The 15394-nt window shown below is 57.2% G+C and carries 16 protein-coding genes; 7 read left to right on the plus strand and 9 right to left on the minus strand.

All coding sequences use genetic code 11. The annotated features are described in order from the left end of the window. Window positions 1–55: 55 nt before the first annotated feature. Window positions 56–1324 carry a transcription termination factor Rho gene (gene rho / locus ABNS66_RS01145; RefSeq protein ID WP_027873331.1) on the minus strand — a complete coding sequence of 423 codons (1269 nt, stop codon included), beginning with the start codon at window positions 1322–1324 and terminating at the stop codon, window positions 56–58. Window positions 1325–1538: 214 nt separating this feature from the next. Continuing rightward, on the minus strand, window positions 1539–1865 hold the full coding sequence (gene trxA / locus ABNS66_RS01150) for a thioredoxin TrxA (RefSeq protein WP_027873332.1): 327 nt from the start codon (window positions 1863–1865) through the stop codon (window positions 1539–1541). A gap of 65 nt (window positions 1866–1930) precedes the next feature. On the opposite strand from trxA, the gene waaA reads away from it, so the two are divergent. After that, complete coding sequence (waaA, locus tag ABNS66_RS01155; RefSeq protein WP_286837485.1) at window positions 1931–3286, plus strand: lipid IV(A) 3-deoxy-D-manno-octulosonic acid transferase; 1356 nt, start codon at window positions 1931–1933, stop codon at window positions 3284–3286. A gap of 56 nt (window positions 3287–3342) precedes the next feature. Here waaA and ABNS66_RS01160 read toward each other — a convergent pair whose 3' ends face one another. Further along, window positions 3343–4779, minus strand: coding sequence for a TolC family outer membrane protein (locus ABNS66_RS01160; RefSeq protein WP_286837486.1), 1437 nt, complete (start codon window positions 4777–4779; stop codon window positions 3343–3345). Between the two features lie 120 nt (window positions 4780–4899). On the opposite strand from ABNS66_RS01160, the gene ABNS66_RS01165 reads away from it, so the two are divergent. The 6 genes from ABNS66_RS01165 to ABNS66_RS01190 all read left to right on the plus strand — a co-directional run bounded on the left by ABNS66_RS01165 (window position 4900) and on the right by ABNS66_RS01190 (window position 10112). Beyond that, window positions 4900–5361 (plus strand): DUF1249 domain-containing protein, encoded by a 462-nt coding sequence (locus tag ABNS66_RS01165; protein WP_027873334.1) that lies wholly within the window; start codon window positions 4900–4902, stop codon window positions 5359–5361. Between the two features lie 122 nt (window positions 5362–5483). After that, entirely contained in the window at window positions 5484–6287 is an 804-nt protein-coding gene (cpdA, locus tag ABNS66_RS01170) for a 3',5'-cyclic-AMP phosphodiesterase (RefSeq protein ID WP_286837487.1), read from the plus strand. Then, the gene (locus ABNS66_RS01175) at window positions 6284–6871 is read left to right on the plus strand and encodes a YqiA/YcfP family alpha/beta fold hydrolase (protein WP_286837488.1); all 588 of its coding nucleotides are present in this window, start codon (window positions 6284–6286) and stop codon (window positions 6869–6871) included. Before cpdA ends, ABNS66_RS01175 begins: the two co-directional genes overlap by 4 nt. Window positions 6872–6932: 61 nt before the next feature. Continuing rightward, window positions 6933–8822: a DNA topoisomerase IV subunit B gene (gene parE, locus ABNS66_RS01180; protein WP_286837490.1), complete on the plus strand. Its 1890-nt coding sequence runs from the start codon at window positions 6933–6935 to the stop codon at window positions 8820–8822. Between the two features lie 104 nt (window positions 8823–8926). Next, window positions 8927–9712 carry a methyltransferase gene (locus tag ABNS66_RS01185; RefSeq protein ID WP_286695255.1) on the plus strand — a complete coding sequence of 262 codons (786 nt, stop codon included), beginning with the start codon at window positions 8927–8929 and terminating at the stop codon, window positions 9710–9712. Then, window positions 9702–10112: a hypothetical protein gene (locus ABNS66_RS01190; RefSeq protein WP_286837492.1), complete on the plus strand. Its 411-nt coding sequence runs from the start codon at window positions 9702–9704 to the stop codon at window positions 10110–10112. Before ABNS66_RS01185 ends, ABNS66_RS01190 begins: the two co-directional genes overlap by 11 nt. A 52-nt stretch (window positions 10113–10164) precedes the next feature. On the opposite strand, the gene ABNS66_RS01195 is transcribed toward ABNS66_RS01190, so the two are convergent. The 6 genes from ABNS66_RS01195 to ABNS66_RS01220 all read right to left on the minus strand — a co-directional run bounded on the left by ABNS66_RS01195 (window position 10165) and on the right by ABNS66_RS01220 (window position 15386). Next, window positions 10165–10368, minus strand: a complete 204-nt coding sequence (locus ABNS66_RS01195; protein ID WP_286837494.1) for a hypothetical protein — start codon at window positions 10366–10368, stop codon at window positions 10165–10167. Between the two features lie 21 nt (window positions 10369–10389). Continuing rightward, window positions 10390–11190, minus strand: coding sequence for a 23S rRNA pseudouridine(2604) synthase RluF (gene rluF / locus ABNS66_RS01200; RefSeq protein ID WP_204994858.1), 801 nt, complete (start codon window positions 11188–11190; stop codon window positions 10390–10392). Between the two features lie 175 nt (window positions 11191–11365). Beyond that, complete coding sequence (locus ABNS66_RS01205; protein ID WP_286695259.1) at window positions 11366–12142, minus strand: glucose 1-dehydrogenase; 777 nt, start codon at window positions 12140–12142, stop codon at window positions 11366–11368. 9 nt (window positions 12143–12151) lie between these two features. Then, window positions 12152–12970, minus strand: coding sequence for a glucose 1-dehydrogenase (locus ABNS66_RS01210; RefSeq protein ID WP_027873342.1), 819 nt, complete (start codon window positions 12968–12970; stop codon window positions 12152–12154). A 26-nt stretch (window positions 12971–12996) separates the two neighbouring features. Next, on the minus strand, window positions 12997–13992 hold the full coding sequence (locus ABNS66_RS01215; RefSeq protein WP_286837497.1) for an MDR family oxidoreductase: 996 nt from the start codon (window positions 13990–13992) through the stop codon (window positions 12997–12999). 17 nt (window positions 13993–14009) lie between these two features. Continuing rightward, a complete protein-coding gene (locus ABNS66_RS01220; RefSeq protein WP_286837498.1) occupies window positions 14010–15386 on the minus strand; it encodes a DUF1329 domain-containing protein in 1377 nt (458 codons plus the stop codon). Window positions 15387–15394: the final 8 nt, after the last annotated feature.

Genomic DNA, 15394 nt, shown 5'->3' on the forward strand with positions numbered 1-15394 from the left:
GCGCCCGGCGGGCGGGGGCGGGGTTTCGCCACTGCGGCGAACCCCGACAGCGGCCTTATTTACGCTTCATTGAATCGAAAAATTCAGCGTTGGTTTTGGTGTCTTTCAGTTTGTCGATCAGGAATTCGATCGCCGGCGTGTCTTCCATACCGTGCAACAGTTTGCGCAGAATCCACATGCGCTGCAGCTCGTCTTCGCTGGTTAGCAGCTCTTCGCGACGGGTGCCGGAGCGGCGAATATTGATCGCGGGGTAGACGCGCTTCTCGGCAATTTTACGATCCAGGTGCAGTTCGTTGTTGCCCGTCCCTTTGAATTCCTCGTAGATGACCTCGTCCATCTTCGAGCCGGTGTCGATCAGTGCGGTCGCGATAATGGACAAGCTGCCGCCTTCCTCAACGTTACGCGCCGCACCAAAGAAACGCTTCGGGCGCTCCAGTGCATGAGCGTCAACACCACCGGTCAACACTTTGCCCGAGCTCGGTACGATCGTGTTGTAGGCGCGAGCCAGGCGGGTAATTGAGTCCAGCAGAACCACAACATCCTTTTTGTGCTCTACGAGGCGCTTGGCCTTTTCGATGACCATTTCCGCCACCTGCACGTGACGCGCCGGCGGCTCGTCGAAGGTCGACGCCACTACTTCAGCCCCGCGAGCACCCACCGAGCGTTGCATCTCGGTTACTTCTTCCGGACGCTCGTCGATCAGCAATACAATGACGTAGCACTCGGGGTTGTTGCGAATAATACTCTGCGCGATGTTCTGCAGCATCAGCGTTTTACCGGCCTTTGGCGGCGCAACAATCAAACCGCGCTGCCCCTTACCAATGGGCGCAGCCAGGTCGATAATACGACCGGTTAAGTCTTCAGTAGAGCCGTTACCCAGCTCTAAGGTTAGGCGCTCATTGGGAAACAGAGGCGTGAGGTTTTCAAACAGAACTTTGTTCTTGGACTGCTCTGGACGCGTGAAGTTAACCTCATCAACCTTCAACAGAGCAAAATAGCGCTCGCCTTCTTTCGGCGGCCGAATCTTACCGGCAATGCTGTCGCCCGTGCGCAGATTGAAGCGACGAATCTGGCTGGGTGATACGTAGATATCGTCAGGGCCAGCAAGGTAAGAACAGTCGGCGCTGCGCAGGAAACCAAAGCCGTCTTGCAAGATCTCCAGTACACCATCGCCGTGAATGTCCTCACCACTTTTAGCGTGACGCTTCAGGATCGAGAAAATGATGTCTTGTTTGCGAGAGCGGGCAATATTGTCGAGGCCGATCTCTTTGGCGATGTCGAGCAGTTCTTGGGCGGACTTGGTTTTTAGGTCAGTAAGGTTCATAGGTTTTGGGTTGTTGGCTTCGATTTGATAAGGCTTGGACGATACGCAGGAACGGCAAAGTCGCGGCCGGCGCGTGCTCGACGTATTAAGCAGATATGAAAAAAATTAAGGTGTTATTTTTGAATATTTTGGGGATTGATCGAACTCTATCACCGAATGGCAGGTCCGTAAAGCAGAAAAGAAAAGGCCCCGCGTTAGGCGAGGCCTCTTGCTATTACAGTGCGCTGTCAACGAAGTCGCACAGCTGCGACTTGGACAAGGCGCCTACTTTGGTGGCTTCAGCATTACCGCCTTTGAAGATCATCAGCGTTGGAATGCCACGAACACTGAATTTGGCAGGGGTTTCTGAATTGGCGTCAACGTCGATCTTGCAGATCTTGATCTTGCCAGCGTAATCGCCAGAGATCTCATCAAGGACCGGCGCGATCATTTTACAGGGGCCACACCACTCCGCCCAGAAGTCTACCAGTACTGGCAGATCGGACTTCAGCACTTCTTCTTCAAAGCTGCTGTCGGTGACGTGAACGATGTTGTCGCTCATCTTGGTTCTCCAAGTTGATATCGTGATAACGGAATCGCGGATGATAACACAGCTCTGGACGCGATGTGAAAGCCATCAACATCGGCCTGCGCTGGCCAGCGTCGCCAGCGACCGCTATGCTAGCCGCCGTATCACTGACTAAGCTTAACGCCATGCCGCGCCTACTCTACAGCCTGTTCTTCTACCTGATTTTACCACTGGTCCTGTTGCGGCTAGGCTACCGAGCACTGCGCGCGCCCGACTACCGCCGCCGCATCGGCGAGCGCTTTGGCTTTGTCTCAGTGCCCGAGCAAACAGGGGGGCTGTGGGTACACGCGGTTTCCGTTGGCGAAAGCATCGCTGCTGCGCCGCTGATACAACATATGCTGGACCGACACCCAGAACTGCCCATTGTCGTCACCTGCATGACACCCACCGGCTCCAGCCGGATTCGCGCCATGTTTGGCCAACAGGTGCACCATGTCTACGCCCCCTACGACCTGCCTGGTGCCGTAGCCCGCTTCCTGCGCCGCACCCAGCCGCGCGCGGCGGTCATTATGGAAACCGAGATCTGGCCAAATATGGTGCAAATGACAGCGCGGCGCGGCATTCCTGTTGTGCTCGCTAACGCCCGTCTTTCCGCGCGCTCAGCCAGAGGCTACCAACGCCTATCCGGACTGAGCCGGCCGGTGATAAAAGCCTTTAGCCGGATCGTCGCCCAGGGCCAGGACGACGCCGAACGCTTTCTGAGCATTGGCGCCCACGCCGATCAACTGCGCGTTTCCGGCAGCATAAAGTTTGATGTCGCCATTCCCGATACCCTGCGCCAACACGCGCGGCAGACGCGTGAGCAATTTGGCCAGGACCGTCCCGTGTGGATCGCCGCCAGCACCCACGACGGCGAAGACAGCATATTACTGGACGCCCACCAGCGCGTACTCAAACAACAACCCGATGCCCTGTTGGTATTGGTGCCCAGGCACCCCGAACGCTTTGACGCCGTCGCCAAGTTGGTCGCCGCCAAGGGCCTGCCCTGCCAGCGTCGCAGTACCGAGAGCGCCATATCCCCCGACACTCAAGTTCTGCTGGGCGATACCATGGGTGAACTACTGCTGCTGTTGGGCACCGCAGATATTGCCTTTATCGGTGGCAGCCTGGTGCCGCGCGGCGGCCACAACAGTTTGGAAGCTGCCGCCTGGGGCTTACCGGTACTGGCCGGCCCCAGCGACTTCAACTTTGCACAGATTAGTGAATTATTGCAGACCGCTGGCGGCCTGAGCCTGCTAGACAGTGCCGAAAGCATCGCCGCTGAACTCATCGCCTTGTTTACCGACAGCGAGATGAGAGAAACCCGCGGACGCAACGCCCTGGCCGTTGTCGAGGCCAACCGCGGCGCACTGGCAAAACTGATCGAGGAAGTTGAGGGCGCGCTAACTCGTTAGTGCGCCCTCCGAAAGGGAAAATTACGCGGCGGGAACCGCGTTAGCAGACGGGAATATCAGCGTTTGCCATTGCCGTTCAGCAATACTGCATCACCTTCCTGCAGCCACTGATTAAGCCCCTGCACATCCGCCGGGCTTAGAGTGCCAGCGTTCAGCTTGAGCTTGAGCATATCGACAACGTAGTCGTAGCGGGCGTTACTGTAGTCACGCAGTGCCGCATATAACTTGCGCTGGGCGTCCAATACATCAACCACGTTGCGCGTGCCGACATCGTAACCGGCTTCGGTCGCATCCAGGGCGCTACGCGCAGAGACAATATTCAGTTTGCGCGCCTTCACGGTCTGCACGGCGGTATTCACCGCAATGTGCTGGGCGCGCGTGCCGGCAATAACCTGGCGCTGCGTTAGCTGCGCGGTGTACTGCGCCGAATTGTATTGCTCGTAGGCTTGGCGACGACCCGCACTAACGCCACCACCGGTAAACAGCGGCACTGTCAGCGTGACACGCAGGGCCTCAGTTTCATACTCACTGTCTGGCGGCACAGCAAAGGAGCTGCTGGGGTTGAAACGCCGCGAGCCGTCCAGGTCTTCCTTGGTATAGCTGAAGCTACCGCTAATCTTTGGCAGGTGCTCGCTCTTTTTCGCACGGGCATTTTCATAGGCGGAACCAGACGCTGCCGTTGCCACCTTAAGCTGGTAGTTGTTCTTTAAAGCCATATCGACCCAGGCTGCGCGACTGGCAGGCAGTGGATTATCGATAGGGAAACTCTCTTTCAATGACCACAGCTTGCCGTGATCTTTGCCTGTAAGGGTAGTGAGGTTCTCGCGGGCGATCGCCAGTGCGCCCTCAAAACCAAGGCGCTGAGCCACGGTAGAGTCGTATACCGCGCGCGACTCATGCACGTCGGTAATCGCGATCAGGCCAACATCAAAGCGCTGCTGCGTTTGCTCGAGCTGGCGCTTGGCCGCGCGCTCTTCTGCACGCGAGGCATCGAGGTTTTCCCGCGCCTTTAGCACTTCAAAATACGCTTCGGATACACGCACAATCAGCTCTTGCTGGTCATACGCCAACTGCGCCTTGGCGCGCTCGGTGACTTTTTGGCCCGCCTTAAAGCTGAACCACGCCGGCAGATCGAAAATGGCCTGGCTCAGGCTCAAGGAGTAATTTTCCGTTTCCGAGCCGGTATGCACCTTCTGGTCAATTATCGATGTCGACCCACCACCGAAACCGCCACCGGAGAACGTTGTGCTCTTTGACTGCGAGTCGGTTTCGGTATCCTGGTAGTAGGCTTGGCCACTCAGCTGGGGTAACAGCGCTGAGCGACTGAGGTTTTCAGACTCCAGATCGGCGCGGTAGGTCGCCTCTGCGGCTTTTAACTGCGGATCGTTATTCACTGCAAGCTCGTAGACATCTAGCAATGTGTCGGCATGGGCGCCGGAAATACCCAAAGCCAGTGCAACAGCTGCACTGAGAAAGTGACGTTTGGCAATCATAGAGTTAACCTGTTCTGCTAACGGAGGGGCTGCGTCAGGCCCGCAGTGTATCAGACTCGCCCTATGCGAGAATGATTATTAAAAAATCTTATTGAATTAGAACGCAAATTCGGGAGCCTTGTGAAGACGCCGAACTACCAAGTTGACCTCAACGCGCATCTCGCCGACTGTGAGATGAATTATCTGCGTTTGCAGAAGTTACTGCCCGACGCCCTTCAGGCCGGTGACGAGCTCTGCATTGGGGTAGGCAATCACGCGCTCAATATTCGTGTGCGCGAGTGCGCGCCGTACACCAGCTTTCTCGACTTGCGTCTGGCCCAGGCAAAAACACAAGCCTGGGCCGCTATGTGCTTACAGGTGCGCATCTATCACGACGCAAAGCTTGCCGAGGTCAGTGGTGCCGAGCAGGTCTACGCCCTGCGGCAACGCTACGACTACCCGAATAATAAAATGTTCCAACGCGACGAAAAGGCCCAGCTAAACCGTTTTCTTGGCGAATGGCTAAGCCAGTGCTTGCGGCACGGTCACCGGCACGACAGCGCCGTATTAGAAAAGGTCAGCGCGACCGGCACACAATTTTAGCAGCGAGACTGCAGTCGCAAATCACACATTTATTGTCGCGGGGCAACGCCCTCTGATGGACTGCGTCTGGATTTGTGGCAACCCATACCGTATAAAAGCCGAAGATATTAACGAGGCTTACTGTGAACAGCGCCAACGCAACAGCGACTCCCGCTTTCTGCTTAGTGCAGATTACCGACTGCCACCTGGGCGCCAGCCCAGGCAGCTCGCTGTTGGGCATGGATACCGACCACAGCCTCGACGAAGTGCTCGCTTTGGTGCAACGCCAGCACCCACACATCGACATGCTGGTGGTCTCTGGCGACCTCTCGGGTGACAGCAGCGCCGCCGCGTATCAACGCCTCCTTCCCAAGCTCGAGGGGCTCGCGGACACGATTGTATGGCTACCCGGCAACCACGACGAACCCGCCACCATGCACCAATGTGCGGGCGAGGCGCTGATGCCAAAGCAGGCGACACTCGGCAACTGGCAGCTGTTATTTTTAAACTCGGCGGTTAGCGGCCAAGTAGGCGGTCATCTCGCTGAAAGTGAATTGGCGCTGTGCCGCCAACACCCCTGCGACAGCAACACCTTAATCTTTGTTCACCACCACCTGAATGAGCTCGGTGCCGAATGGCTGGATGAGCAACTGATTGATAACGCCGATGCGCTGTTCGATATTCTTGACGACAAACCGGGCGTGGCGGCCATTGTATCCGGCCACGTACACCAAGCCTCAGCGCAGCGCCACCGCCAGCAACGCTTGCTGACGACGCCTTCAACCTGTATACAATTCGCGCCTGGCAGCCGCGACTTTGCCTTGGACGACCTAAACCCCGGCTACCGTTGGTTCACCCTGCACACCGACGGCAACTGGCAGACAGGCGTGGAGCGCGTTAGCGGTGTGGAATTTACGGTAGATAAAACGGCAAACGGCTACGAATGAGCGCAACAGTCATTTATATACACGGCTTTCTCTCCTCCCCCCAATCACACAAAGCACAACTGGTTAAACACTACTTTGCCCAGCATCACCCGTCGGTCAGGCTGTGTATTCCCAGCATGCCCAACAACCCGGCAGGCGCCTTTGCCAAACTGGAGCAAGTGGTGGAAGAGGAACTGGCTGCAGCGCCGGACACCCTGGCACTTATCGGTAGCTCGCTGGGCGGCTTCTTCTCGACCGTACTGGCCGAGCGCCACCAGCTAAAAGCCGTGCTGGTCAACCCGGCGGTTACCCCGGGAGAGTGGGGAGAGCAGTTCATCGGCGAATACGACAACCCCTATACCGGCGAGCATTTCAGCGTAACCGAAGAAGACCTCGCCTGCCTGCGCAGGCTAACGCCAGCGGACATTACACCCGAGCACTACTGGCTAATGGCGCAAGAGGGCGACGAAACGCTGGATTACCGCCTTGCCGTGGCGGCTTATCACAACTGTAAGCAGCTCGTTGAGCCCGGCGGTGACCACAGCTTCGAGAATTTCGAAGCGCATTTGCCCGCAATAGTGGAATTTCTGGGCGTGGCTGGTTAACAATAGCCGACCCAAACCGATTCATTCACGGCGCCGCGATGCGGCCTCGCAGTGGTAGAGCATGTCACAATACACCTCACAATCGATCGAAGTCCTCACTGGCCTTGAGCCTGTGCGCAAGCGTCCGGGCATGTACACCGACACCGCCCGCCCCAACCATCTGGCGCAGGAAATTATCGACAACAGCGTCGACGAAGCACTGGCCGGCCACGCCAGCCAGATCATCGTCACCCTGCACAACGATGGCTCGCTGAGCTGCGCCGACGACGGCCGCGGTATGCCGGTAGACATCCACCCGGAGATGGGCCTGCCAGGTGTCGAAGTGATTCTCTCCACCCTGCACGCCGGGGGTAAATTCTCCAACGACAACTATCAGTTCTCCGGCGGCCTCCACGGCGTGGGGGTATCGGTGGTCAACGCCTTGTCATCCCTACTGGAAGTCACCATTAAACGGGACGGCCAGGTTCACCAGATGCGCTTTGCCAATGGCGACAAAGCCTCCGACCTGGAAGTCATCGACAGCTGCGGCAAGCGCAATACCGGCACCCTGCTGCGGTTTTGGCCCGATGCCCAATACTTCGACAGCGCCAAGTTTTCCGTGCGCCGCCTCAAGCATGTGTTGCGTGCCAAAGCCGTACTCTGCCCGGGCCTGAAAGTTATTTTCAAAGATGAAACCGGCGAAGAGAGCGAGGAGTGGTACTACGAAGATGGCCTGCCCGACTACCTGGCCAGCCACACTCGCGAATACGAAACGCTGCCTGCGCAACCCTTTGTCGGCCATTTCAGTGGCAATACCGAGGGCGTGGACTGGGCTGTGCAATGGCTGCCCGAAGGCGGCGAGCCGCTGGCCGAGTCCTACGTTAACCTGATCCCCACCGCTCAGGGTGGCACCCACGTTAACGGCCTGCGCAGCGGCTTGCTGGATGCCATGCGCGAGTTCTGCGAGTTCCGCAATATGATCCCGCGCGGCGTAAAATTGACCCCAGACGATATCTGGGACAAATGCAGCTATGTGCTGTCTTCCAAGCTGGCCGACCCACAATTTTCCGGCCAGACCAAAGAGCGCCTCAGCTCCCGCGAAGCCTCTGCCTTTGTATCCGGCGTGGCCAAAGATGCCTTCAGCCTGTGGCTTAACCAGCATACCGAAGAGGCCGAAAAACTCGCCGAGCTGTGCATCAGCAACGCCCAAAGCCGACTGCGCAAAGCCAAAAAAGTGGTGCGCAAGAAAGTCTCCGCCGGACCGGCACTGCCCGGCAAACTGGCAGACTGTGCCGGTGTAGAGAGCGAGCGTTCAGAATTGTTCCTGGTGGAAGGGGACTCAGCGGGGGGCTCGGCTAAACAGGCTCGCGACCGTCAGTTTCAGGCCATCTTGCCGCTGCGCGGTAAAATTCTGAATACTTGGGAGGTGGACTCCCAGCAAATTCTCGCCTCGCAGGAAGTTCACGACATCTCCGTGGCACTGGGGGTCGACCCCGACTCCGATGATTTAAGCGGCCTGCGTTACGGTAAGATCTGTATTCTTGCCGATGCGGACTCCGACGGCGCCCACATCGCCACGCTATTGTGCGCGCTGTTCCTGCGTCACTTCCGCACAATGGTCGAGCAGGGTCACGTGTTTATTGCCATGCCACCGCTGTACCGCATCGACGTTGGCAAAGAGGTGTTTTACGCCCTCGACAACGACGAAAAGCAGGGCATTATCGACCGCATAGAGGCGGAAAAAATCAAAGGCAAAGTGTCTGTCACGCGCTTTAAGGGCCTCGGTGAAATGAACCCCTTACAGCTGCGCGAAACTGTTATGGACCCGGATACTCGCCGGCTGGTGCGCCTGGGCATCGAGCCCGGCGACGACACCGATGCCCTAATGGATATGCTGCTCGGCAAAAAGCGCGCTGCAGACCGCAAACAGTGGCTTGAACGCAACGGTGACGAGGCCGACATCATCGTTTAAGCCCTGTCATAAATTCACAGTAAAAGCGTCGCCAGCAAGCATTCACTAATTGTGGCCGCCGCGTAGTATCGGCAGGCACACACTAACAATAATAGGAATGCACCATGGAACAGCAACGGGAACCGATTCCCGGCTGGGCGCGCGCTTTTCTCGCCCTCGTCGACAAACTTATCTGGAACGCACCGGGCAAACCGCGCATTCGCGTTGCCTGGGCGGTGGACTTCCACAAGATTTTTACCCTGTTCATCATCTACGCCATGATGAATTACTACGACAATTTCACCACCACCGCCTGGGTCTACCTTGGCTTGCACGGCATTTATGGTTACTGCTGGCTGATTAAAGACTTCGGTTTTCGCGACCACCAATTCAACGACCGCATCAGCTTACTTGCCTCCATCAACCTCTATGTTTTTCTCATCGGCTGGTACTGGATCACCCCGTGGCTGCTGATTTCGCGCTTCATCGAGCCCAGCGGCGCGGTCGTATTTGCCGCCATTGCCATTCACACGCTCGGCGTTGTCACCATGATGGCTGCCGACGGCCAGCGCCACTGGATACTTAAATACCGTCAGCAACCAGGGCTGATTACCGACGGCGTCTACCGCTACACCCGCAACCCGAATTACCTCGGCGAGCTAATGCTGTACGCCGCCTACCCAATGCTGGCCCAACACTGGATCGCCTGGGCGATCTACGCGTATATGGCCAGCTATTTCCTGGCGCGAATGAAGAACAAAGATCACGCGATCTCCCGTCACCCGGGCTGGCAGGAATACAAACAACAAACCGGCTTGCTGATACCCTGGCGCTTACTGACCGGCGCCGCCATTGCCGACCGCCTAAAGCAATCCCCCTCGCACCCGGAGGCCAGCATCAATGCAAAATGAAACTTCCTGGAAGCGCTTTTACCGCTTCGCCGCATTCTTCAACTTCGCGGCGGCGTTTATGCTGCTATTTGCTACTGAGGCCTTCTTTGCCCTGCTGCAAATGCAAAGTCTCTATGTGCCCGAGCTACTGCCCTGGGCCCATCAATTTGGCGTGCTGGTATTGGTGTTTGGCTTTGGTTATTGGCGCATTGCCGGCAACCCAAAAGACCACAAAGACATTATCTGGATGGGTTGCATCGGCAAAACCCTGGTCTTCGTTGCAGCCTGGGTGGATACATTGAGTTTTCCGGCGCTGATGCCCTTCGCTATTTTTGTGATCGCCGATCTCGCCTTTGCGGTGTTTTACGGCCTGTACCTACTCAACAATGCCCGATACGAGGGTCAGCGCCAATTGCGCTAGCCCTCAACGCCACGCGTAGTGCTTGTGGAAGGCTCCTGGGCCTTCCACCTTTTTAATTCTCATCAGACTCTATCGCCCGACGCTCGCGATCATAGTCATCGTAGGGCTGCACCGTCTGCGCGATACATGCCTCGTACTGAGAAGGCGGCAGCTTATCGCACTCGAAACGATTACTCGCCCGAATACTCTCGTATAACTCTCGGCTCGCACAGCCGCTGAGTAAAAACAGCGCGCCAACCGCCAATACACGTTTCATCCGCATACTCCAACAATGTCGCTAGCGCCGGCGGCCGCCTGTTTTAGGGCCATTCTGTCGCCGTGGACGCGACTTGCCAGCCGCCCCTGCGGTGCCCGATAAACCGCCCACGGCTTGATTAATCTCCGCCATTTCCTCAGCGCTGAGATTGCGCCACTGACCAAGCTTCAATGCATCCAGTTTGACGTTCATAATCCGCGTGCGCTTGAGCCGCGTTACTTCATAGCCAAAGTGTTCGCACATTCGCCGAATCTGGCGATTCATACCCTGCACCAAGATAATTTTGAACACATTGCGACTAAGGATCATGACCTTGCAGGGCTTGGTAACGGTGCCAAGGATAGGCACGCCTTTGGCCATTCGCTCGGCAAACTGTCCGCTCAACGGCTTATCGACGGTGACGATATATTCCTTTTCGTGGGCATTTTCAGCACGCAGAATTTTATTGACGATGTCGCCATCGCTGGTCAGAAAAATCAGCCCCTCGGAATCTTTGTCCAGGCGACCCACGGGAAAAATGCGCTTTTTGTGTCCGACGGCGTCGATAATATTGCCCGGCACATGGGCTTCGGTGGTACAGGTGATGCCCACCGGCTTGTGGTAGGCGATATACACCCTGTCGGTTTTATCCGGGTTAACCGTGCGAATGCGCTTGCCTTCCACCATCACGACATCGCCAGGCATCACCTGCGCGCCGAGACCGGGGCGTTTACCATTGATACTGACTTGATTCTGCAAAATCAGCTTGTCGGCTTCGCGACGCGAGCAATAGCCCGAGTCACTGATAAACTTATTTAAGCGCCGTCCTTCACCATTACTCACGCTGTATCTCTCTTTACTTGCTACTCACGCCCGTTACCGATGGTGGTCTCGGGATAACAAGTCTGACACAGAAATCATTGAGATGAACTACAAGCGCGGAGCAAAGCAGGGGAGAGAGAGAAAAAAGAGGTGGTCGCCAGGGCGATAGCGGCCACCTCCCTCCCCGAGGGGATTCTTAACGGGCGGTATAGCCACCGTCCATAACCAGTTCCGAGCCGGTCATATAACTTGCCGCGTCGGAAAGCAAAAACACAATACCCTGGGCAATTTCCTCTGCCCGCGCCATACGTCCCATCGGGATACTGGCCACCACTCGCGTAGCAAAGGCATTGGCGTCGTCCTCTGACAGCTTGGCCAGGGCGCCGCTTACCAGAGGCGTTTCTACATAACCGGGGTGAAGGGAGTTCACGCGAATACCGTAGTCGCGATCGGCACAATACAGCGCCAGTGACTTGGTCAGTGCGCGAACGGCGCCTTTGCTGGCGTTGTACGCTGGCAGCATTGGGTCGCCGACAATACCTTCAATCGACGAGACATTAACGATCGCACCGCCGCGCGATTTCATGGCCTGAATGGCCGCACGACTGCCGAGAAAAACCGCGTCGCTATTGATGGTCTGGGTGCGCCGCCACCCCTCCAGACTTTCTTCCTCGGGGCCGCAAATTACCGCGATACCCGCGTTGTTCACAACGCCATCCAGCTGACCAAAGCTGGCGACAACCGTTTCCATGCAATGCTGCCACTGCTGCTCGTCGCACACGTCCAAGGGAAAGAATTCCGCATCGGCGCCCGCCGCGCGCAGTGCCTCGCACAGCGCGCGGCCAGCGTCCTGATCGATATCGCTCACCGCCAGCTTCGCACCTGCTGCCGCCAGGGCATGGCACGCCGCCGCGCCAATGCCTTTTGCGGCACCCGTGATCAACACCACTTTGTCTTTACAATGAATACTCATCACACTCTCCTACGCTGCGGTGAAACCGCCATCCACGGTCAGCTCAGCGCCACTGATATAAGCGCTGGCATCACTGGCGAGAAACAGCGCCGCATTGGCAATATCCTCTGCTGTACCGAGCCGCCCCATCGGGATCATCTGCTGCTCCAGTACCGCACTGGCTTCCTCGCGAGACTGGGTGAGCCCAACATCCACAAAATCGTCGTAAACCTGTTCAGCCATGGCGGTATCGATCAAACCCGGGTGCAGCGAATTGACGCGAATGCCGTAGCCAAAGCGGGCGAACTCAACCGCAGAGTGCTTGCTGATGGAGCGCACCGAGCCCTTGGTTGCACCGTAAATGCTGTGACCAGGGACGCCGATCAAGCCGGCGATAGACGACAGATTTATCACGCTGCCGCCGCGACCAAAGCAGCCGCTGGGCTGCATCGTTTCAGCCGCATAGCGCAGGCCGAGAAACACCGATTGCACATTGACCTCGTGGATACGGGTCAGTTGCTCTACCGAGTTGTCTTCCAGGCGGCCGCCAATGTAAATGCCGGCGTTGTTCACCAGAATATCCCAGCGGTTGTGCCACTGTTTCAACTCTGCCACCAAGGCCTGCCAGTCTTCCTCCAGCACCACATCTTGCTGAATAGCGCGCGCGTCAAAGCCCTGTTCATTCAGCTCCGCTGCCAGGCGCTGACAGGCGGCCACATCGATATCACTTAGCAGCACCGAGGCGCCCGAGTAAGCCATGCGCTGGGCGCAGGCCTTGCCAATGCCCGCCGCTGCTCCGGTCACCACAGCGACTTTGCCCTGCAGCGAAAAAGGATTGTTCTCTTTCATTGTTATTTTCCGTTGAGTATTGATGTTCAGCGCGCGGCGATATTCACTACCGCGCGGCCACGAATTTTCCCTTGCAAGATTTGCCCAGCGGCGTCAGGAAGATTGTCGAAATCAATCTCAACTGCCATCGCTTCCAGTTTGTTCAGGTCGACAGACTCGGCCAAACGCTGCCATGCGCGCTCACGCAGCGCCATTGGCGCGTGTACCGAGTCCACGCCCAGCAAGGCGACATTACGCAGTGCAAAGGGCATCATATTGCCGGGTAAGTCCAGCCCCTGAGCCAAGCCGCACGCGGCCACGGCGCCGTTGTAGTGAAGTTGGGCAATAACATTGGCCAGGGTATGGCTGCCACAGGAATCCACCGCCGCTGCCCAGCGGGGCGCTTGCATCATCTCACCGGCTTCGGACAACTCGCGGCGATCAATCACGGAGTTTGCACCCAGGCTCTTTAAATAGTCGCTTTCTTCAAGGCGGCCCGTCGACGCTGCCACGGTATAGCCCAGGCCCGCCAACAACATAATGGACACGCTGCCCACTCCCCCCGACGCGCCTGTTACCAGCACTTCGCCCGACTCAGGGCTAATACCGAGCTGCTCCAATCGCAGCAGAGACAACATCGCGGTGTAGCCCGCCGTACCCAGCAGCATGGCGTGGCGGGTAGTGAAAGCCTCAGGCACCTTCAACAGGTAGTCGCTCGAAATACGCAGGCGCTGGGTATAGCCGCCATTGTGCGTTTCTGAGGCGCCATAGCCATTCATCAGCACCTTGTCACCGACCTGAAAGCGGCTGCTCTCAGACTTAATCACAGTGCCTGCCATATCAATGCCGAGAATTAGCGAAGGTTTTTGAACAATGGGAATGGCGTCGCTCATCGCCAAGCCATCTTTGTAGTTAACGGTAGAGTATTCCACCGCTACCTCCACATCGCCGTCGCCAAGTTGTTCGCTGCTGAGCTGCTGAAATTCAACGCGGTAGCCACTGTCGTCGCGTACGCCAAGCAAGGCTTTGTATGTGTCTGTCATGGTGAGTCCTTTTGTTGTTAGTTACCCAAGCGGCGCAGGGCGCCGTTGGTTAAATAGCGGTTGTAAATATCGTGATCATTCACGCGCATTCGGTGGCCGCCAGAAATTTCTGCCAGTTGTTCTATGCGGGTCATTTTTCCGGTCTGCACATCGAAAGCGTGAACATGGCACCACGACCAATAGGGGTGCTTACCGTCCATTACCCGGCGATCGCCGTCCTCGTATAGCCCATAGGCACCATCGAAGGAACGGAATAGATCGCCGCGCCGGTCAAAGGTGACCATGCCCAGCGGCAACTGGGTGCGCGCATCAAACCACACCCGTTTAACGCCGACGGGTGCGCGCGGGAAGCCCGTGGGCTTGGCGTCAACGGCAATGGCTTCGGGCACTAATTCCACGTCGGTATCCCAGAAGGTTTCTCCCTGTGGGCCGCCATGGGTGTTGTGCGACCAATCCTCACTTTGCGAGGCCCAGCCACCGCTGACGGCGGCCAGCATGGGGCCGCGCCACACCACTTTGTAGTCGCCCCAGGTGTGCAGGGGGTCACCCGCCGCCCAGGCGTCGGACAGGTATAGCGATGAACCCGGCACCAATGGTTCAAAGCGCTGGTCGGTGGGGAAGCGGCGAATGCGTTTAAAATCGGGAATGTAGCCGTATAACTCGGGAAATTTGTTTTGGTCGTAGTGCCAAATGTTTAAGAAAGACGTGCCGCGTACGCTGTCTGGCGCCGTGAAAAAGACGCTCTGATAGCGCAGCTTGTCTTCGTGGCCCTTCCAGTAAACATCCGGCAGTACCAAACGCCCCGTCGGCGCATATTCAGCCCAGCCATTTTCGTAGCCGTAGCTGACTTTGCCGTCGCGGTTGAGGTCGTATTCGCGGATCGCATAGAACGAAGCATCATGTCGCCCCCAGCTTAACGTTAGGCCGGCAAAAAGCTCCACACCGGTCTTGGCATCGGGAAAGGGCAAGCCACCAATCCAGGGTTTGCCGTCGGCCGTCACAACATTGCCATTGTCGTCAAAGCGCGCTTGGCCGCGGTGGCGAAAGCTCGCTTCCATATATTCCCATGGGCTCAGCTTCATCACATCGCGAGTGGTCTCACGCAACCTCAAACGACGCCCCATGTCTTTGACTTGCATGTACTTCACCGGCTCGAGAAGATCTTTTACCAGCTCGACATTCCCGGCGTCGATGACGTCACCGACCTTGAGCTGGCCGCCGGTATATTGCTCTATGGACAGCAACTCCTCTGGATAAGCCGCCGCATAATCGCCGTGTTTTTCCATTGCCGCCCAAGCCGGCATCAGCAGGCCCGCCCCGACAAAACCCGAGCCTACACGCAAAAACTCACGCCGGGAAAACTGCCGGTCAAACCGCCTGATATGAAAACTCATACAACATC

Origin of the sequence: uncultured Spongiibacter sp. (genome assembly GCF_964011655.1) — a bacterium.
GTDB lineage: Bacteria > Pseudomonadota > Gammaproteobacteria > Pseudomonadales > Spongiibacteraceae > Spongiibacter > Spongiibacter marinus.